The sequence below is a fragment of the Clostridium sp. genome, assembly GCF_036642255.1.
Lineage (GTDB): Bacteria > Bacillota > Clostridia > Clostridiales > Clostridiaceae > Clostridium_J.
Window position 1 is genome coordinate 24,497 of record NZ_JAVWDJ010000032.1, and the last position, 20,463, is coordinate 44,959.

Sequence of the window (20,463 nt, forward strand, 5' to 3'; positions counted from 1 at the left end):
AGAAATAAATTTTACTATTGTAAAAGAAATTTTTGTAAAATCTTCTGGCTGTAGTTTATATATCTTATCGTTTCAAAAGTTGGTTAAATATCTAATAGATTATTTATGTAAGTACAAAGAATAAATTATTACAATTTCAATAAAAAATAAGAGTTATTTATACTGAGTACTTCAAAGAAAAGTAAAAATTAAATTCTAAGCTGAAATTCGCACAAGCATTTGTGTTAATGTTATTATAAGAAAATTTAAATAGTATATCTCCATCCACATTAAATAAAATAATACCAACCATAAAATACACAGCACATAACAATATAAGAGTTTTTTCAAAATGTTTTTGTTCAAGTAAGCGCTCATAAATGTGAAGTATTAAGGATTATATGGGTGTTGATAAGTTTATCCTAAGAAAAGAAGAAGAAGTGTAATTATTATAAAACAAAAAAACCATAAACATTTTATGTTTATGGTTGAGTATTATTGTAATTATATTAAAAATTTTTTATTATAATTAAGGTAACTATTTTGAAGTAGAATAAAGAAAGATTATCCTTAAGATTTATCATAACAGTGATGTTTTACTTTAATTATATGGTTTCTCCATGAGTTCTGATCAGTTTTTTTATCAGTTTAGACAATTTGTACAAACCTTTTTGTAAATCACTTATAGGAGCATAGGAATATGAAATTCTTAAGGAGTAGTTAAAGTTTGAATCATATATGTATCCAGGATAGAGCAGAATTCCCATTTTACAAGCTTCATGAAATAACTTATACATACCTACTTTATACTTTAAAGTAACCCAGATATAATAACCACCTTCTGGAACATTCCATGTGGCAATGTCTGAAAAATAGTCGGTTAAAGAGTCCAATGCAATTTGTCTTCTTATATAAAGCTGTTTTCTTAAATTATCTATATGCTCATCATATAAACCTGTTTCCATCCACTTAGCAACAGTTAATTGAGATAGGGAACTAGAACCATAATCAGTTTGCATTTTAATATCGCTTAGTCTTTCAATCACAGGTTCTGGGCCTACAATCCAACCTATTCTTAGTCCTGGACTTAAGGTTTTTGACACACTTCCTACATATAAAACAAGTCCGTTTTTATCAATGCTTTTTATTGGATTAGGTGGGGGACTATCAATCCATAATTCTCTATACACATCATCTTCGATAATTGGTAACTTTTCTTTTTGACATACTTTAATTAATTCCTCTCGTCTATTCTTTGACATCACTGTGCCAGTTGGATTTTGAAAATTTGGTATGGTGTATAAAATAGAGGAATGATTCTTCTTTTTATATTCAGGGATTAAGGAGGCTTGAATTCCTTCTTTATCCATAGGTATTCCGCTTCTTCTCATGCCTAGAGATTGAAAAGTTTGAAGAGAGTACATATAGGAAGGGTTTTCTAAAAATACTGTAGCACCCGTTTGTAATAATCCTATGGTAATTAGCTGTATTGCTTGAAGAGCTCCAGATACTATCAAAATGGAGGATGGAGCTGCTTTAATACCGTATTTTTTCAAATAACTACTAATTTGCTCTCTTAGGTATAGCATACCATTAGGTCCTTCATATCCTAAGTTTGGTATATTTTTAGAAACCTCATTTAGTATAATTCCCATTTTTTCTTGAGGAAATAGTTCTGGGGAGGCTTCACCAGTACTCAATCTGATATACTCACTTTTTAACTCTAAATCATTAATTTGCTTAATAGTTTTAAAGTTTGGCATATGAATACCTTCTTCAATATAAGATTGCCAATCGGGCTGAATGTTGCTGAGAAAAGGTGAAATATTGTTAACTATTTTTGTACCACCTTTCCCTCTTCCTTCCAGTATTCCTTCGGCTTTTAACTCATCCAAAGCTGAAACTAGGGTGCTTCTATTAACATTAAGAATCTTTGCCAATTCACGTTGAGGTGGAATTACAAAGCCAATTTGCCATTCGCCACTGCTAATTTTAAATTTAATATAATCAACAATTTGTAAATATAGAGGTTTTGAGGAGCTTTTATTGGGTTGCCAATCTAGATTAATCATATTTTCTTCCTCTCATTTACTTTTAATAAAATAGATTTATTATGAATTATGGACTTAAAATTTAACAACAGATTTATGTCAGGGCTATTTATAATATCCATTGGGTATATCTTTGTAATCATTTAAAATTCCTCACTTTATTCTTTTGTAATGCATAGAGTTATATTATTTAGTATATTTAGAGTAAAAGGAACTTTTTAAAATTTAACTGATATTGTAAAATTAGGAGCAGATTCATTTCATTACAGTTAAGTTTAAGCCTGTAGTATGTAAATCTTATATATTTATTGTAATGAAAATGTAGGTATAGTACAATAAAGAAAAATTTAGTTAAAGGAATTTTAAATTCAAAATCAATTAATCAAGTTGGTTTATTGATTTTAACTCCTATTAAACTATAAGAACTTAAAAGATGTAGAATGGTTCAAGATGAATGAGAACTATTTACTATGATTCTATAAAATAAGAGAAGTATGAAGTTTTGAGGTAAAGATGATAAATATAAGAAAGTACAATAAAGAAGATTTAGAAGTTTTGGTGAATTTATGGTTTGGAGTTTCACTAAAAGCTCATGATTTTATTAGTAAGGAATATTGGAGAGCTCAAAAGAGCGCCATGAAAGAAAAGTATTTACCCTTATCAGATACTTATATAATTGAGGATAGCCAAAATATATTTGGATTCATCTCAATGGTAGATACTTATCTAGCGGCAATTTTTATAGATAATAATAGTCAGGGAAGAGGTTATGGTAAGAACCTATTACAGTACGTAAAAGGACAAAAGCAACATATTGAGTTGAAAGTGTACAAGAAAAATGAAGCCTCTTGCGAGTTTTATCTAAAAAATGGATTTATGGTTATGGAAGAAACTTTAGATGAGGCCACAGGGGAGAAGGAATATCTGATGATGTGGAATAAGGAATTTGATAACAAGATGAATTCTAATTCAGTAATGAAGACAACCTGCATTAACAATAAATAGTAGTGGCATTGGTGCTAATGCAAAAATGAAAAATCAATAAATAAGAAGGCGAAGTAACCCAAAAACTAAAATTATAACTATAGATATAATAAAGAAAGAGGACTGCAAAAGTCCTCTTTAATATTTGATTAATTAGTTGTACAAAAGCTTTCAAAGGATTTCAAGAATTTTAATATATGTTCTTCAGTATGAGCTAAGGATAAAAATAATGCTTCAAACTGAGAAGGTGGTAAGTTAATGCCATTACTTAACATATGTTTAAAATACTTCTTGAACATATCTACATTACATTTTTGTACATCTTCATAATTGTTAAGTTCTTCCAAATCTGTGAAGAAAATTGTTAGCATAGCACCCACTCTGTTAACTTTAACAGGAATATTTTTAGCCTTGGCTAATTTCATAACTCCATCTTCAAGAAGTTTACCTAAGTGATTTAATTTATCATAGTTTTTAGAATCTGCGTGAAGCTTCTCTAAAGTTGCTATTCCAGCAGCCATCACAAGGGGATTTCCAGACATTGTTCCAGCTTGATATACTGGTCCAAGAGGTGATAACATTTCCATTACATCTCTTCTGCCACCGTAAGCGCCACAAGGAAGTCCACCGCCAATGATTTTTCCATAGGTTACTAGATCAGGCTTAAAATTAAATAAACTTTGAGCACCCTTATAAGCAACTCTGAAACCACACATTACCTCATCAAAAATTAATAATGAATTATGCTTTTTACAAAGAGCATGGAGTTTGTTCATAAACTCGTCATTAGCTTTTATTACTCCCATATTCCCAGCTACTGGTTCAATTATTACACACGCAATATCTTCTCCATAAACTTTGAAAATTTCTGCTATATCTTCCATATCATTGTATTTAGCAATAATAGTATGCTTTATATGTTCCACAGGAATACCAGCACTTCCAGGTATTCCTGCAGTCATTACGCCAGAACCTGCACTTACTAAGAAGCCTTCGTAGTGTCCATGATAACATCCAGCGAATTTCACAATCTTATTTTTACCAGTGAAACCTCTCGCTAGCTTCACAGCGCTCATTGTGGCCTCAGTTCCAGAGTTAACCATCCTAATAAGATCAATGTCAGTAGTTGTGCAAATTAGTTTAGCAAGATCAAGCTCCAATTTTGTAGGAGCACCAAATGCTATGGCTTTTGTGGCAGTAGTTTTAATAGCTTCAACTACATCACTATCACAGTGACCTAAAATCATAGGACCCCAAGCGCCAACAAAATCAATATACTCATCTCCATTTTCATCATATAATAAAGCGCCAATCCCTTCTGTAATCACAGGAGGGGTAATGTCCATGTCCTTATAGGCTCTAACTGGACTGTTAACTCCGCCAGGAATGTATTTTTTGCTTTCTTCAAAAATTGAATAATTACTCATGTTAATCCTCCTAATTTTAGTCGTTAATTTTACATTATTTGATTATATCCTTGTTTTCATTTAAATAGCTCTATGGCATATTTCAGAATTTTAATGGTTTCTATCACTGACAGCTTCCGAAGATTTTTTCGATAATAGACAATGCAATTTCCCTATTACCTTTAAGTGTTTCCTCTTTTAGAACCTCAATAGCCTTATTAACATAAGATTTACTGGTGCTTTCAAAAAGTGTTTTTACAAGAACATCATTGTCTTTTGTATATTTTTTATTTTTATAAACTTTATATCGCCTCTCAGCAATCTCAGTTCCTTTTAATTTTAAGTTAATAATGTTATATTTTATATTTTTAAGTTTTTCATACTCATGATATTTAGATAGATATTTATAAATAATAGTTCTATGCGATTCCATAATTACTTTTCTTGAAGACTTATTCTCCTCATCTATCATATGTAAAACATCAATATTATATAAAGTTACCTTTTCCATATTTTTAACTGTAGCTTCCACGTTTATAGGCAGAGATAAATCAAAAATTAACAAATCAATGTTTGGTAAATCTTTTTCTAACACAATAGGGGTAGAGGAGGAAGTACAGCATAGTATAGTATCCACCTTATCATAAAAGCTTATCATCGAATCTATTGATATTATTTTGATTTTTTTGTTTTCTATATATTGAATATTTCTTCTTATAAATTCAGATTCTGTGACTTTCTTGAAGTTCCTTACAGCTATATATATAGTATCAATTGCACTTATTCTTGATATTAAGTAGTTTAAAGCAAGTTGAACCATATTACCAAAACCTATAATCAAAAAGTTCTTCTTGCTTTGAGACAAAGCCTTTTGTACTGCAATAGAAGAGTAGGATACTGGCATCTTATATAGCATAGTAGTGGTTTTGAATTCCTTACCACAACTTATTGCTAAGTTAAAAAGTTTCCAAAGATCACTACTAACTAATTTTAAGGAAGCACTATTTTCAAAAGCTTCTTTTATTTGGCCTAAAATTTGATCTTCACCTAGTATCTTTGAGTGAAATCCACAACTAACTTCTAAAAGATGTGAAGTAGCATCATGTTCCTCACAATAAAAGGTGAACTTTTTATATTCTAAGGGCCAATCTAAGGCAGCAAAAACATTGTTTATTACATCATCCTTATTCATTGAAGAGTTCAAATAGATTTCAGTTCTATTACAGGTACTAATAATTACAACTTCTTGTGAAAATTCACTTACAATTAAAAGTTTATCTTTTAAACTTGTAGCGCTTATAGAAAGGGTACTTCTAATATTTAAGTCCACATCTTTTCCTATTCCAATTAAATGTATCATATAAATAGCTCCTATATTTTATTAATATTAGTTAAATAGTTTGTAGGTGGAAGAAGTTAAGCGTTAAAAAAATAAAACTCACTTTTAAAAGTGAGTGAAAGTGCGCAAATATACTTAATATAAAAATGTAGTAAGATATATTATTGCCAGGTTCCTTCCCACCGAAGAGTTAGCATGTTCATGGCAGGTCTCCTGGCTTACGAATCATTCTCCTCTTACCTTCCCAAAGATAACTTCAGTGGTCTTAAGATTTGTCCTCGTTACAGTAGCGGGGGCTGCAGTGGATTTTACCACTTTCCCTATTAAACAATGTGTACCATCAACAATAATATTCAATTGGTCTTATTCTATCACTATACTTATGAAGATTGCAAGTGTAGTAATTTAAAATTTAATCTTAAACTGCATAAGTTGGCAATGAAACAATTATATATAGCATATATAGTTACATGAGGTAATTAAATTTTTTAAAACAAGGATTACTTTCAAAATATTCATTTTATTTTCTTATTAAGTTCATTTATATCATATATTATCTACAAGTGTATATTGTTTAGGTTAAGTTTATAATTTAATAAAAACATTGAGTACTACACTATCTTTTGATAATCTGGATTATGTTACTATAGAAATAATTATTTGTATAGTAAAAACCAGTACAACTTAGCTTTTAGGAGATTTTCGTTTTATTTATTCAAACTAAAGTATTTATAGATTACAATATCTTTAGTTAAAACGACAATGTTAAAGCAAGTTGTTATAAGATTTAAGTGTATGTAAATAGAAAGAATTAAATCACTAGGAGGGGAATTGGTGGATAAAAAAATTAAGTCATACATTACGGGAGCTTTTATAGCAGTAGTGTTATTAATTGTAGTTTTATTTATTAAAGATTCAAATTATTCTGATAGTAGTGGCCTATCCTATGAGGAAAAGAAAAAGGATGCAAAGTATTTAGTTCAGCTTCTAGAGGAAGTATATCCATTTTATGAAATTGAGAGAAAGGAAGGAAATATTCCAAGTAAAAGTAAGATTATTAAAACCTTAAGTAAGACAAAAACAGATAAGGACTTTTTTTATGCAATGTTGAACACTGTTGATAATATTAAAAATGGGATAGTGGATATGTACCCAAATCAATTAAATCAAGGGGATTTAGTACTTCTTGATGAACAGTGGGGGATTGAGAAAACAAACTTTATGGTAAAGTCCTATGAAGGTCAAAAGATGTGGTTAAAATATTTTCAAGAGCTATTCCAACCTAATGAATATATTATCCCTGAGGTTTACATTAGTTACTTTGAGGGAGATTATTATATCAGGGCAACAAAAAATCCTAATGTTTATCCAGGGGATAAAATAGTGAAAATCCAAGGAACAGCCATTGATGAATATATAAAGAAAAATTTAAATAATAAATATCATGGAAATTATTATAAGTTCTATGATAGCAAAAGAGAGAAAGAAATTGCTTTGGGTGATTTATTTCAATTAAGTGATAAAGATTCGAAGATCAAAATATCTGTGATTGGTAAAGATTCAGTAGAAAAACAGGTAGAGGTTGGAGCAGATGACCCAAATAAACTGTTGCTTTATACAGATAATATGGGTGAAGATAAATATTATGTGGATAATAGAAAAGGTTTCCTAAATGTTTTAGAACAGGGAAAAGTAGTTGCAATAAACTTTTCAATGGAAGAACAAAGTTATAATGAAGAAGTTAAAGAAAATATTTATAACGCAATAGATAATAGTGAGTATTTAATTTTAGATACAAGGAATTCTTCAGGAGGCATTTTATTTGAAGAGATTATAAGCTATATTTCGCCAGGAGAAATAAAGTTTAATAGATATAATGTTATGAAGAAAAATAAGTATAATGATCAAGTTATGCAAAATTTAGAAACACAATATTCAGCAATATTTGAGGAGAAATATAATTTTAATAATGATATTATCAATGAAAAGTTTCCAGCTTCGCAGTATCATCGACTGAAAATACAAGAAGCTATATTCAATGGATTAGGAAAATATAAAGGGAAAGTATTTATATTTAGTGGTATAGAAGATACTATGCCAATGAATAATGCTTTACTAAGGATGCTTAAGGAGAATGATATTGCAACATTTATATCCAATAATAATATTGAAGCAGGAGAGGATAATTACCTTTCATTTACCCCACAAGCTATATTGCCCAACTCTAATATGATAATAACTCTTCAGAATTCTTTAGTAGTAGATGATGAAGGAAAAATAATGGTTAAAGAATATTTCAAACCTGATTACTTAATAGAGGGAAATAAAGAGTTATATGTTTCTCAGTTAAGTGGGGAAATAAGTCCTTTATATTATGAGAATTTCAGAAAATATACTGGTGAAGATGAGTATTATACAAAATTCTTAGAGGATATAACAAAGAACTAAAACAATTTTAATAAGCTAAGGCATCCAATGAATGGATGCCTTTTAATATATGCTATATGTCCATTGATTTATGAAAATTGCCTTAGAATTACTAGTAAATTCTTTGAATTTAGGGTGATGATTTAACATGCATTATATTCAGCATTTCAATAAATTATGAAAAGAATTTTAAAAAATGTATTTAAATATTAAATACAATCTAATGGATTTATATAACTTTCCAATATTTATAGAAAAAAATCGTTAAATTTGAAACAATAAGAATGAAAGGTATTTTTGCAAGAATTTAGTGAAATTTGAAATTCCCTTGTATAAGGTATTGAATAAAAATGGATTATTAAGTATTAACTTGTGATAAGGGATTTATCAATAGCCAGTGAAGATTTGATTTACAAAGTGAAAATTGTAATACAGGAGGGCATAGTTAATGTATTTTGTGGGAATTGATATAGGTTCAACTAGCTGTAAGGTAGCAGTTTTTGAAGAAGATAAACTAGTGGAAAAAATGCTTTGTCCTACAGGGTGGAGCAGTTTAGAAACATCAAAGCTAATTTTAGAGAACCTCAAAAAGTTAGGCATAGATGAAAAAAATAGCAAAATTGTGGCTACTGGATATGGGAGAGTATCAGTTCCTTATGCAAACAAGGCTGTGACAGAAATAACCTGTCATGGAAAGGGTGCTAGCTATATCTTTAATCAGGATGGTACAGTTTTAGATGTTGGTGGACAAGACACTAAGGTTATTTCTATTGAAAATGGAATGGTTAAGGATTTTATTATGAATGATAAGTGTTCAGCAGGTACTGGAAAGTTTATTGAGATAATGGCTAATAGGATGGGTTTGACCATTAATGACTTATCAAGATTAGCTAAAGATGGTGGAGAAGTCACTATTAGCTCTATGTGTACAGTTTTTGCTGAATCGGAAGTAATTAGTTTAATAGGTCAGGGAGTTCCAAGAGAAGACATTGCTTATGCAGTGTTAAACTCTGTTTGTAGTAAGGTTGTCTCACTATGTCAAAAGCATAGCAGAGATAAAGAGTATTTCTTAACAGGTGGTCTATGCGAAAATGAAATTATAATAGATTTCTTAAGCAAAAAACTCAATGGGAAAGTAACATCATCACCTCTGGGGAGATATGCTGGAGCCATTGGTGCAGCGTTAATTGCATCTTCACTAAAATAGGTAGATACAATCTTTCTTATATTTGTTCTTTGAGGACAATATTTTATTCATATAGAAGATTTTACAACATTATCTCTTTATAACAACTGAAAAACTAATTAAAGAAATTATGATTTTTAGTAAAAATTTAAGGCTAAAAAGAAAATAGTAAGTTTGTATGTAGCTTATTTATTTTATTTAGATAATTTAAGGATTTTATTTCATAGATGGGGGTAGTAAAAATGAATATGCCAAAAAACTTTGAAACATTTGCAGAAGCAAGAAAAAGTGGATTTATTAAAGTTAAAAATGCAAAGGACGAAGGAAAAAAAGTAGTAGGAACCTTTTGTACTTTTACACCATGGGAAGTAATTTATGCAGCAGGAGCAATTCCAATTTCAGTTTGTGGAATGAGTGATGAGACTACTGAAGAGGCTGAACAACATCTTCCTAAAAACCTTTGTCCATTAATTAAATCTTCATACGGATTTGCAATTACAGACAAATGTCCATATATCTATTTTTCAGATATGTTAGTAGGTGAAACTACTTGTGACGGAAAAAAGAAAATGTATGAACTCCTTGGACAAAAAAAGAATATGCATGTTATGCAGTTACCACAAAATTCTATAGATGTAGCTTCCTTAGAGATATGGAAAGGTGAAATTATAAAACTTAAAGAGAGACTAGAAAAAGATTTTAATGTAGAAATAACAGAAGAAAAAATTAAAGAAGCAATAAAAATTAGAAATAATGAAAGAGAAATTTTAAAAGAATTTTACTCATTATCTAAGCTAAATCCACCTGCAGTGTGGGGATATGATTTACACAAAATTATTGATGGAGCAAACTTTAGTATGGATAAAAAGCATCAGGCTGAGCAGTTATCAGAAATGATTAAAGATCTTAAAGAAAAATATGCAAGGGGAGAAAGTCCGGTTAATAAAGAGGCAAAGAGAATATTAATCACTGGATGCCCAAGTGGTGGAGTGTTAGATAAAGTAATTAAAACTATCGAAGAATGTGGTGGAGTAGTAGTCTGTCTTGAAAATTGCACAGGAATAAAAGAAAAGTATAAATTAGTAAGAGAGGATATAGACCCAATTGACGCTCTTGCAGAAAAGTATTTGAGTGTTCCATGTTCTGTAATGTCACCAAATAATGGTAGATTAGAATTCTTAGACGAATTAATTGACGATTATAAAGTTGATGGAGTAGTAGATATAACTCTTCAAGCTTGTCATACTTATGCAGTAGAAAGTTTCACTGTAAAAGAATTTGTGAATAAAGAAAAGGGAAAACCTTACCTAAATATAGAGACAAACTATTCTCCTTCAGATGTAGGACAAATCAAAACAAGAATTGAAGCATTTATAGAAATGATGTAATTTAAGTTTAAAATTAGAGCTTAGAAGTTTTCTAAGCTCTAATTTTTTTAGTTTGTTTTACTAATGCGTGTATTAGGTTCATCCTCACCATAAGGGCTGTTCTCATTTGCTTTGTTCAGCATTGAACGACTGTAACCATCAGCAGTTGGATCTGGTTGAGTTGCTTTCTTCTTTGTGTCTTGAGAATTCCTGTTTTTCATGTTCATTGCCCCTTTCCTAAATAATATGATTACCTAACAAAAAGTGAATTTTAAAGATAATTTATTCAAAGTTCAAATTCTTTAAAAAATACTTGTATAGAATTAATGAGTTACCTCAAAGTCTTAGTGATAGATAATCATAAATTTAGTTTTTGCATTAGTACATAAAACCATACTGGCAAGTGATGGATTTCTTTTATTAGTATCTTTAAGAAAAGTTTTTAGGATAAGCAGTGAAGAAAGTTTTGCTTCAACTTATTAATGTGATTAATAAGTTGAAGATTTGTAGAACCTTATATAGAAAAAAGCTATATAAAATTATTATTTGTTAAGAAATAGGTTTGTATAAAATACTAAGCTGAGGTACAATTTTTATGTTGCTTGTAAGATAACTGAGAAAATAATTAGTTTAAAAGGAAATAAATCTTCATAAAGTTGCATCACTAGAAAATTAGGAATAGCAATCTAGGATTGGAAGCAACATAAATCTTTGAAATAATATAGATATAAGCATTTTTTAGTTATTTTAATTTGAAGAAAAAACTAACAATATAAATGTTCATTAAAATGTAGAAAATTGTTAAGAGAAACTTTTCTAGGAGGAAAATCTATGGAAAGCAATATTAGTACTATAGAAAAAAATAAAGTAAAAGTAAAAAAACCGAAGCACTACAATGTAATAATGCATAATGATGATTTTACCACCATGGAATTTGTAGTTGATGTTTTGGTTAACATTTTTAATAAAAAAATGGAAGAAGCAAATAAAATAATGATAGATGTTCACCAAAAAGGTAAAGGAATAGCTGGAGTTTATCCTTACGATATTGCAGTTTCTAAGGCGTCCACTGCAATGAGTTTAGCGAAGGAAGAAGGATTTCCTTTTAAACTTTCAGTTGAAGAGGTGTAAGATTATGCAATTAAAAAAGTTAGTAAATGATATTATATTAAAGGCTTATGATAGTGCAAGCGCAAATTTTCATGAGTATTTAACCCCAGAGCACGTTCTTTACGAGGCTCTAAGTTATCAAGAGATTGCTAAAGTTATTGTAGATTGTGGTGGTAACATAAATGACCTAAGACTTAATCTTAAGTCATATATTGATGAATATATAGATAAGGTAGAGGGAACTGAAGTGCAGCAAAGCTTTGCATTGCAACAGGTTATAATAAGAGCTGCTAATCAAGCAATGGCAAGCGGAAACCAATATATTGGGGTGGAACATATTCTTGCTGCAATTTACGATATAGAAGAAAGTTATGCAGCTTATTATTTAGAGGAACAGGGAATTGATAAAAGTACACTACTTTTTAATATATGTCACAAAAGTAATGAAGAACTAGTAGATAGCTGTGAAGACGAAGAGAACTATGAAGAAAATCAATGGGATGAAGACAATGAAGAAGACATACTTGAAGAAGATGTAGAGAATCATCATATAGAAAAATCAAAGGATAAATCAGTATTAGCAAAGTACACAGTAAATTTAACGGAATTAGTAAAGGAAAAACAAAGTGAACCTCTTATTGGAAGAGAAGATATCTTGCAAAGAACCATACAAATTCTTTGTAGAAGGACAAAAAATAATCCAGTTCATGTGGGGGAACCTGGAGTAGGCAAAACTGCTATAACCGTGGGACTAGCTAAACTTATTTGTGAAGATAAGGTGCCATATAAGTTAAAAGATGCAGAAATATTCTCTTTAGATATAGGTTCAATGCTCGCTGGAACAAAATATAGAGGGGATTTTGAAGAGAGAATAAAAAAGGTTTTAGATGAAATTAAAAAAAATCATAATCCAATTGTTTATATTGATGAAATACATAATATTGTAGGTGCAGGATCTCTAGGAACAGGGGCATTAGATGCTTCAAATCTTTTAAAACCCTATTTATTGGAAGGGAAGATTAAGTTTATAGGAGCCACAACTTTTGAAGAGTATAAAAAGTATTTTGAAAAAGATAAAGCTTTAAGCAGAAGATTTCAAACAATCACAGTGAAAGAACCAACTATAGAGGAAGCAATTAAAATTTTAGAAGGATTAAAAGAACACTATGAAGCTTTTCATAAGGTGGAATATACTGATGAAGCAATAGTTAGTGCGGTAAAATTAAGTCATAAATACATAAATGATAGGTTTTTACCCGATAAAGCTATAGATATAATAGATGAAGCAGGTTCTCTTGTTGGATTGTATAGTAACGATGAAACTAAAATTATAGATGAAAAAACCATAGAAAAAACTATTTCAAAGGTTTGTAATATTCCAGAACAAAGGGTAGAAGGGAACGAAATTGAAATACTTAAAAACATGGAATCTTCACTGAAGAAAAGTATCTTTGGGCAGGATACAGCAGTTGAACAAGTAGTAAGGTGCATTAAAATGTCTAGAGCTGGACTTAATGTTGAGAATAAACCTGTAGCTTCCATGCTTTTTGTTGGACCTACTGGGGTAGGTAAAACTGAAATTGCGAGAACATTGGCTAAAGAATTGGGCATTGAATTAGTTCGTTTTGATATGAGTGAATACATGGAGAAACATGCAACATCAAAACTTATAGGTTCTCCACCAGGTTATGTAGGATATGAAGAAGGTGGACTTTTAACTGATACTTTAAGAAAAAAACCTAACTGTGTATTGTTGTTAGATGAGATTGAAAAAGCTCACGGGGATATACTTAATGTGTTGCTTCAGGTAATGGACTATGCAACCCTTACGGATAATCAAGGAAGAAAAGCTGATTTTAGAAATGTTATTATTATAATGACCTCCAATGCAGGAGCAAGAAATATTGGGAAGAATGCTATTGGCTTTGGAGATAGAGAAGTTAAGGGCGAAGTCATTAAAGAGGAAGTTAATAAGGTATTTACTCCTGAATTTAGAAATAGACTTGATAAAATTGTGGTGTTTAATCATATTGATAACTCTATGGCACTAAATATTGCTAGAAAAGAATTGGAAAACTTTAAAGAGATTCTTCAGAAGAAAAATGTTAATATGACCTTCAGTGAAGAGGCTACTTTATATGTAGCTAAGAAAGGAATTTCTAAAGAATTTGGAGCAAGAGAAATCATAAGAGTAATAAATTCAGAGTTGAAGCCTTTATTAGTTGATGAAATCTTATTTGGGGGTCTAAGTAAAGGTGGAAATTGCATCCTTGATGTAATAGAAGATAAGTTTGACCTTAAATTAACCACATAAATAAATCAGAAATTTTATATTTTTTAAAGCATAAGTGTCTTTAAGTCTAGAGAAACTTATGCTTTTTTATTATATAGGAAAATAGAATAAAGTGATGTACTGAGAAAAACAAATAAAAGGGGCTGACCATTTAGCATGTTTATGCATAAAGACACAGCCCCTATTTAAACCAAATTTATTTAATTGCTTGTTTAACCTTCATAAAGGCATAGTCTAGTGTTGATTCTAGGTTATTATTATTTTTACCACCACCCTGGGCAGAAAAATCACTTCCACCACCGCGGCCATCAATTAGGGTTATAGAATCTTTTAATAATGAACCCATACTGATTCCTTTTATGTTTTTTGAACACATAAATAAAAGGTTTACTGTATCGCCATTTTTTACTGCTATTAAAGCAATAACGTTATCAAAGGAAGTTAGTTTATTTCCAATTAGGTTAGCATATTTTAAGTCTACATTAGTATAAATAGATTTTACAACGTTAAAGTTATTAATTTTCTCAGCGTTTTCTATCATAGCTTTAATTTCATAATCTGCAACTTGAGATTTTAAAACTTTATTTTCACTGTTAGCTACATTTAAATCGGAAGCTAACTTTTCAATTCTATCCAAAACCTCATTTTCATTGCATTTTAGAGTGTTGCAAATATTTGAAGCAAATTTATGTCTTATGATAAAGTAATCCACAGCTCTTTTCCCACACACAAATTCTATTCTCGTAGAGGTCTTATATTTTTCCCATTTTTTTATTTTAATTAGTTGAACTTCTATAGTAGAGTTAAAGTGAAGTCCGCAGCAAGGGTTATAGTCAAGTTCGCCAATTTTAACGATTCTAATTTGTTCATCAGTTTTTGGCAGGGATTTCTTTAAATGTAATTTCTTTAATTCAGATTTAGTTGGAAGTAGAAATTCTACCTTAATGTTATCTAATATAATTTTATTCGCTCGTGCTTCAGCCACTTCAACGTCACGTTCACTTAATAGCTTATCAATATCAATGGTACAGTTTTCTTTTCCTAAATGAAAGCTAGAGGTATTCCCATTAAACAACTCAATAAAGGCTGCAGATAGGATATGTTGACCAAGATGTTGCTGCATATTGTCTAGTCTATCTTCCCAGTTAATTGAGCATTTCACTCTATGTATTTTTATAGGTTTTTTTGCAACTACATGATAAACAATTTCATTTTTTTCATATACCATGGTTACAGGAATATTTTCAATATATCCAGTATCACAAGGTTGGCCGCCACCTTCAGGATAGAAATAACTCTTATCAAGTTCTATGTGAAATTCATTTCCCTCTTCAATTATATTTACAATCTCAGCAGTAAACTCTTTTATATATTGATTTTCATAGTAAAGTTTTTCCATAAATTAAATCTCCTTAATTAAAACAGTTAAAGTCTTTGGTAATTATTCATAGTATACCATATTTTACATTTTACTACACAATAAGTGAAATCTATTAAATGAATAAACGATACTTAAAATTTAGAAGCGTAAATGACCTAGTTAAGTTTTTTCATTTGGACTATTTTTACTAAAATATAGGAATTGTTTGTGTTATAATATAGAATAATAAAGTTAAGATGAATAATAGGAGTGAATTTTATGTACATAGCATTAGGGAATACAGTTATAGATAGTAAAGAAATGAAAGAAACTATTGAAAATAATATGGATTTTAAAGTTGTAAAAGATATGAGTAAGGGAACTAAAAGAGAAGATATATTAGCATTTAACTTAAGTATAGATATAGCAACTTTGAAAGAAATAATGGAAGAGGAAGAGTATGATTTAGAAGGATTAGGAGAAGATGAAATATTTGATGAATATTTAAGTCTATCAGAAGAAATAGCCGTTGACATTGAGGAGTTTCTTCCAGAAGAAGCAATCTTTGATGCTAAGGCGTACAAATGGGATGCTGATGACACAATAAAGTTAGTTATAGCTGTAGCGGATGAAGAACTTGGAGAACTAAAACTAAGAGATATAATGAAAAGATTGTTAACCCAAGTTGAATAATTTACTGGGAGGGTTAGCTACAATTTTAATTAGTTGTTTTACATTTTCTAAGTGCATACAAGACTACATTAAAATATTTATAATAATCATAGTCTAAATAAAAGAGATCAGAAGAGATGTTGCTAGTAATTGATTAACAGTATCTTTACCAATAAAATTATTAAAAATAAAAAGTACTATCAATGATTGTTGAATTCCAATGAATTGATAGTACTTTTTCAATATAACTTAGAACCATATTTAAAATTTGAAATGTTAGATAAGGTTTTTGTAACTTGCAATTGCCCTACTTAATTACAAGCTCTACAGGACAATGATCTGAGCCTAAAATTTCTGAATGTATATCAGCATTTATTAACCTATCTCTAAGTCTTTCAGAAACACAGAAATAATCAATACGCCACCCTGCATTGTTTGCTCTAGCATTGAATCTGTAAGACCACCAACTGTAAGCACCTTCTTTATCAGGGTTAAAATATCTAAAGGTGTCAATAAAGCCGCTATTTAAAAACTGTGTGAATTTTTCTCGCTCTTCATCACTAAAGCCAGCGTTTTTTCTGTTGCTCTTAGGGTTTTTAAGGTCAATTTCTTCATGAGCAACATTTAGATCTCCACACATAATAACAGGCTTAAGCTTATCTAATTCATTTAAGTAAGCTCTAAAATCATTTTCCCATTTCATTCTATATTCTAATCTTGCTAACTTTTCTTGAGAGTTTGGTGTATAAACTGTAATCATATAAAAATCTTCAAACTCTAGGGTAATTACTCTGCCTTCTTTATCATGTTCATCTATGTTTATTCCATAATTAACATTAATGGGTTGAACCTTTGTAAATATTGCAGTCCCTGAATATCCTTTTTTCTCAGCATAGTTCCAATATTGATGATAACCTTCCAAAGGAAGATCTATCTGACCTTCTTGAAGTTTACTTTCTTGTATGCAAAATATATCTGCATCAACTTCAGTGAAGAAATCTAAGAAGCCCTTTTGAACACAAGCCCTAAGGCCATTTACATTCCATGATATTAATTTCATTTTAATTCTCCTTTTGTTTTAATTAAAGTTATATTCTTAGTATTAACAAATTTTTATTCTAAAAGATAGAAAAACTTCTAATGCCACTATTATAAAACATAATAACATAAAAATCATTGTGTTAGATTAAGAATCTGTACAAATTTTACAATATCAAATTTTGTTATTTAAAGATATTTAAAAATTTCATTTTGTTGCTATTATCATAAAATAATTATGTATATTAATCATGTGCGGATCAAGAAAGTGTCAAAGGCTATTGTAGTTGTTATAAATAACCGTGATTTTTTTGCTTAAAAGATAACATCTATTAAAGAAAAAAGGCGCATCATTATCCATTTACGATATGCAATGGTAATGATGCGGCTAAGATACTTATATGGTATTTTTACTTGTAGTTCTTTAATCTGAATACTTATGTAAATTTCATTAATTCAAATTCTTTTGAATATTATTCCATTTGAAGAAGGATACCTATAAATATTCATGGGTATCCTTCCTTTTAATATATTTTTTAGTTATAGTATTCCCATGATTTTCATAATTGAAATTTCAAGCAATGTAAACAAACTATAAAATGAAATTAATTAACTTTGTATAATTGGAGAAGAAAATAAAGATATTAAAATATCATGTTTATTATTAAAAAACAGAGTGTGTTATAATTTTCTGTAAAGAATATGACTGCCTGTGTCTTTATCAACTTTTACGTTTTTATAAATCCCATTTTCAACTTCTGCTTTAAATGTTTTACCATCTTCTGTATGAGATTCTGTTGGAAAAGATTCATCTACAACATCTTTATATTCAAAAGGGTGTTCAGGTGGTACTTTGTTCAATTTTTCCATATCAATATGACTTTCATTTTTCATTTTCATCATCCTTCCTAAAAATACTTTCCATAGGTTATTATCTCCAAGGTGAAAAAAGTTATTTATCATAGTTTACAATGAGAAGTTTGTTTTTTACTATAAATAAATCCTGATTAAATCATAGGGTTAATTAAAGATTTGCCCATTAAATTATTAGTTATTTATTGTTATAATATAAATTTATTGCAAAAGAACAAATATATCATTTTTTTCTTCAATATGGAGTATTATATATTTACAGGTTTCTATGTTTGAATAGGTATATGGAAGGAGCTAATAAAATAATGATTAATAATCCGAAGGCTAAGGAATTTTGGATGAAATATTTAGAATCAATTGGAGAGGATTTAAATACAACGAATAAAACCGCAATAGCCTGGTATTTTTGTGATAATCAAGAGAGTGCTGTAAAACTAGCAGAGCTGGTTAAAGCAGGAACAAAAAAAGCCACAGCATCTTTGTATTATTGGTACAATTTAGCTAAAGAACCCTTGCCAAAAGAGGGAGAATATAGTGTTATTACAGATTATACTGGAGAACCACAGTGTATTATTAAAACAACTAAGATAACTATTGTACCCTTTAAGGAGGTTACTGAAGATTTTGCTAGAGCTGAAGGAGAAGGAGATAAGTCACTAGAGCAATGGAAAGAAATACATGTTCGTTATTTTTCAAAAGAATTAAAAGAAATAGGCAAGGAGTTCTCTAAGGATATGGAAGTTCTATGTGAGGAATTTGAATTAATTTATAAAGAGTAAAATTATTATATAATAAACTATTATTAGTAAAAATTTATTTGATTAATGGGGGAAATGTGATGATATTTTATTTTTCAGGTACTGGAAATTCGCTCTATGTAGCTAAGTCTATTACAAAGGAGAATAAAGAAGAACTTGTTTCTATAACAGCTATGCTAAAAGATGATAAACCTTCTTATGAATATAATTTAAAGGATAATGAAGTTGTTGGATTTATATATCCAATTTATGCATGGGCTCCTCCGAAACAGGTGCTTCAATTCATAGAAAAACTTAAATTTAATAATTATAAAAATAATTATATTTTCACTGTTGCTACCTGTGGTGAGAACATTGGAAAAACTATAGAAGTCATGGGTAAGGCTTTAGGCAAGAAAAGTTTAACACTAAACAGTGGCTTTTCCATAAAGATGCCTAATAATTATATAATTTTAGGAGACGTAGATAGCAAAGAGGTGGAGAAGAAAAAACTTTTAGAAGCTGAAAGTATTATAGCAGAAATAAATAATACTATAAAAAGCAAAGCAAATGGTGTTTTTAAGGTGGAAAAAGGCTTCATGCCAGGTTTATTAACAAATGTGATTAATCCTTTGTTTAGCAAAGGGGCAGCAAATACAAAAAAGTTTTATTCAAATGATAAATGTACCGGCTGTGGTATATGTGAAAAAGTATGTAATTGTAGTAATATAAACGTTCAAGGTAGGCCTATTTGGGGAAGTAATTGCACTCAATGTTTAGCATGTGTACATCTCTGTCCAACCTCTGCAATTCAATATGGTAATGGCACCATAAAAAAAGGTAGATATAAGCATCCAAGTATAAATACAAATGAAATGATAATAAAATAACGGGATTTCTCCCGTTATTTTTAAGTTAATTATAAACATACATTTAAGGTAGTGTGTAACAATAATACTAATTTTGTATTAGGTTAAAATTTAGGATCTATTTCATTTATTTGAATTCTCCTCAAATCTTTAAGTCTTAAGTGAGTATCATTCATAATTTTTTCCCAATCTTCTCCTGCTATCATCATTTCTTTTGCTCTATTATGCAATTCAGGGTCAAGACTTGGATCTTTTTCTCTATCCATATTAATCCTCCTAACACTATTTTACTTCCAAATTATTTTGTGACTATTTCAATATTTTTATTCATTTTAAAATTTCTTGGTTAGAGAATTAATTTTTAATTTGTGGATATATTCTATAATAGTTATTAGTTGTTTTAATAGTGTTAGAGTATTACATTTAAGGTGTATTTGAGGGAAAACACATGTATGTTCTTTAGTGCTTAATAATCCTTGAGCCAGGAGACTTAGCAGAATATTAGATTTTGTAGACTTAAATCTCATTTAAATGTGATTTAGCAACGAAATCATATTTATTTTTATAAAAATGGCATTCGCCTAATATGCAATTGCTTATTTATAAAAAAAATATAAATAAAAGTGTAAGATACGTGTACTAAAATCCTTGATTTTTTATTAAACAACTGATAAAATGAATAGATGCAATCCCTGCTGTGTATAGCACAGCCGTTAGTCCAAGGGGAGGAGGTGAAACTAATGAGAGCATATGAAACTATATTCATATTACA

At 29.5% G+C, this 20,463-nt stretch carries 17 protein-coding genes and 1 riboswitch; of the genes, 9 read left to right on the forward strand and 8 right to left on the reverse strand.

Going from position 1 to position 20,463, the window contains the following annotated elements; all coding sequences use genetic code 11:
* Positions 1 to 584: 584 nt before the first annotated feature.
* A complete protein-coding gene (locus RR409_RS15195) occupies positions 585 to 2,051 on the reverse strand; it encodes a PLP-dependent aminotransferase family protein (protein WP_332558614.1) in 1,467 nt (488 codons plus the stop codon).
* 492 nt (positions 2,052 to 2,543) lie between these two features.
* Between RR409_RS15195 and RR409_RS15200 the strand changes: the two genes are divergently transcribed.
* The gene (locus RR409_RS15200; protein ID WP_332558615.1) at positions 2,544 to 3,035 is read left to right on the forward strand and encodes an N-acetyltransferase; all 492 of its coding nucleotides are present in this window, start codon (positions 2,544 to 2,546) and stop codon (positions 3,033 to 3,035) included.
* Positions 3,036 to 3,163: 128 nt separating this feature from the next.
* Here the strand turns inward: RR409_RS15200 and hemL are convergent, their stop codons facing one another.
* Both hemL and RR409_RS15210 read right to left on the reverse strand, forming a co-directional pair.
* Positions 3,164 to 4,441, reverse strand: coding sequence for a glutamate-1-semialdehyde 2,1-aminomutase (gene hemL, locus RR409_RS15205; RefSeq protein ID WP_332558616.1), 1,278 nt, complete (start codon positions 4,439 to 4,441; stop codon positions 3,164 to 3,166).
* A 103-nt stretch (positions 4,442 to 4,544) separates the two neighbouring features.
* Positions 4,545 to 5,780, reverse strand: coding sequence for a glutamyl-tRNA reductase (locus RR409_RS15210; protein ID WP_332558617.1), 1,236 nt, complete (start codon positions 5,778 to 5,780; stop codon positions 4,545 to 4,547).
* 164 nt (positions 5,781 to 5,944) lie between these two features.
* A riboswitch (cobalamin riboswitch) is annotated at positions 5,945 to 6,116 on the reverse strand.
* A 477-nt stretch (positions 6,117 to 6,593) separates the two neighbouring features.
* Between RR409_RS15210 and RR409_RS15215 the strand changes: the two genes are divergently transcribed.
* The 3 genes from RR409_RS15215 to RR409_RS15225 all read left to right on the forward strand — a co-directional run bounded on the left by RR409_RS15215 (position 6,594) and on the right by RR409_RS15225 (position 10,760).
* Entirely contained in the window at positions 6,594 to 8,207 is a 1,614-nt protein-coding gene (locus tag RR409_RS15215) for a hypothetical protein (protein WP_332558618.1), read from the forward strand.
* A gap of 427 nt (positions 8,208 to 8,634) precedes the next feature.
* Positions 8,635 to 9,393, forward strand: a complete 759-nt coding sequence (locus RR409_RS15220; protein ID WP_332558619.1) for an acyl-CoA dehydratase activase — start codon at positions 8,635 to 8,637, stop codon at positions 9,391 to 9,393.
* A gap of 221 nt (positions 9,394 to 9,614) precedes the next feature.
* Positions 9,615 to 10,760, forward strand: coding sequence for a double-cubane-cluster-containing anaerobic reductase (locus RR409_RS15225; RefSeq protein WP_332558620.1), 1,146 nt, complete (start codon positions 9,615 to 9,617; stop codon positions 10,758 to 10,760).
* 47 nt (positions 10,761 to 10,807) lie between these two features.
* Here the strand turns inward: RR409_RS15225 and RR409_RS15230 are convergent, their stop codons facing one another.
* Positions 10,808 to 10,960 carry a hypothetical protein gene (locus RR409_RS15230; protein ID WP_332558621.1) on the reverse strand — a complete coding sequence of 51 codons (153 nt, stop codon included), beginning with the start codon at positions 10,958 to 10,960 and terminating at the stop codon, positions 10,808 to 10,810.
* A gap of 610 nt (positions 10,961 to 11,570) precedes the next feature.
* On the opposite strand from RR409_RS15230, the gene RR409_RS15235 reads away from it, so the two are divergent.
* Both RR409_RS15235 and clpA read left to right on the forward strand, forming a co-directional pair.
* Complete coding sequence (locus RR409_RS15235) at positions 11,571 to 11,870, forward strand: ATP-dependent Clp protease adaptor ClpS (RefSeq protein ID WP_332558622.1); 300 nt, start codon at positions 11,571 to 11,573, stop codon at positions 11,868 to 11,870.
* A 4-nt stretch (positions 11,871 to 11,874) separates the two neighbouring features.
* Complete coding sequence (gene clpA, locus RR409_RS15240) at positions 11,875 to 14,163, forward strand: ATP-dependent Clp protease ATP-binding subunit ClpA (protein WP_332558623.1); 2,289 nt, start codon at positions 11,875 to 11,877, stop codon at positions 14,161 to 14,163.
* 175 nt (positions 14,164 to 14,338) lie between these two features.
* On the opposite strand, the gene RR409_RS15245 is transcribed toward clpA, so the two are convergent.
* Positions 14,339 to 15,541 carry a DHHA1 domain-containing protein gene (locus RR409_RS15245; RefSeq protein WP_332558624.1) on the reverse strand — a complete coding sequence of 401 codons (1,203 nt, stop codon included), beginning with the start codon at positions 15,539 to 15,541 and terminating at the stop codon, positions 14,339 to 14,341.
* A 240-nt stretch (positions 15,542 to 15,781) separates the two neighbouring features.
* Between RR409_RS15245 and RR409_RS15250 the strand changes: the two genes are divergently transcribed.
* A complete protein-coding gene (locus RR409_RS15250) occupies positions 15,782 to 16,195 on the forward strand; it encodes a hypothetical protein (RefSeq protein ID WP_332558625.1) in 414 nt (137 codons plus the stop codon).
* 286 nt (positions 16,196 to 16,481) lie between these two features.
* Here RR409_RS15250 and RR409_RS15255 read toward each other — a convergent pair whose 3' ends face one another.
* Both RR409_RS15255 and RR409_RS15260 read right to left on the reverse strand, forming a co-directional pair.
* The gene (locus RR409_RS15255) at positions 16,482 to 17,234 is read right to left on the reverse strand and encodes an exodeoxyribonuclease III (RefSeq protein ID WP_332558626.1); all 753 of its coding nucleotides are present in this window, start codon (positions 17,232 to 17,234) and stop codon (positions 16,482 to 16,484) included.
* Between the two features lie 659 nt (positions 17,235 to 17,893).
* Positions 17,894 to 18,106 carry a hypothetical protein gene (locus RR409_RS15260; protein WP_332558627.1) on the reverse strand — a complete coding sequence of 71 codons (213 nt, stop codon included), beginning with the start codon at positions 18,104 to 18,106 and terminating at the stop codon, positions 17,894 to 17,896.
* 284 nt (positions 18,107 to 18,390) lie between these two features.
* Between RR409_RS15260 and RR409_RS15265 the strand changes: the two genes are divergently transcribed.
* Both RR409_RS15265 and RR409_RS15270 read left to right on the forward strand, forming a co-directional pair.
* Positions 18,391 to 18,864 carry an ASCH domain-containing protein gene (locus RR409_RS15265; RefSeq protein WP_332558628.1) on the forward strand — a complete coding sequence of 158 codons (474 nt, stop codon included), beginning with the start codon at positions 18,391 to 18,393 and terminating at the stop codon, positions 18,862 to 18,864.
* A gap of 59 nt (positions 18,865 to 18,923) precedes the next feature.
* Positions 18,924 to 19,712, forward strand: coding sequence for an EFR1 family ferrodoxin (locus RR409_RS15270; RefSeq protein WP_332558629.1), 789 nt, complete (start codon positions 18,924 to 18,926; stop codon positions 19,710 to 19,712).
* Positions 19,713 to 19,795: 83 nt separating this feature from the next.
* On the opposite strand, the gene RR409_RS15275 is transcribed toward RR409_RS15270, so the two are convergent.
* Complete coding sequence (locus RR409_RS15275) at positions 19,796 to 19,957, reverse strand: hypothetical protein (RefSeq protein WP_332558630.1); 162 nt, start codon at positions 19,955 to 19,957, stop codon at positions 19,796 to 19,798.
* Between the last annotated feature and the right edge of the window lie 506 nt (positions 19,958 to 20,463).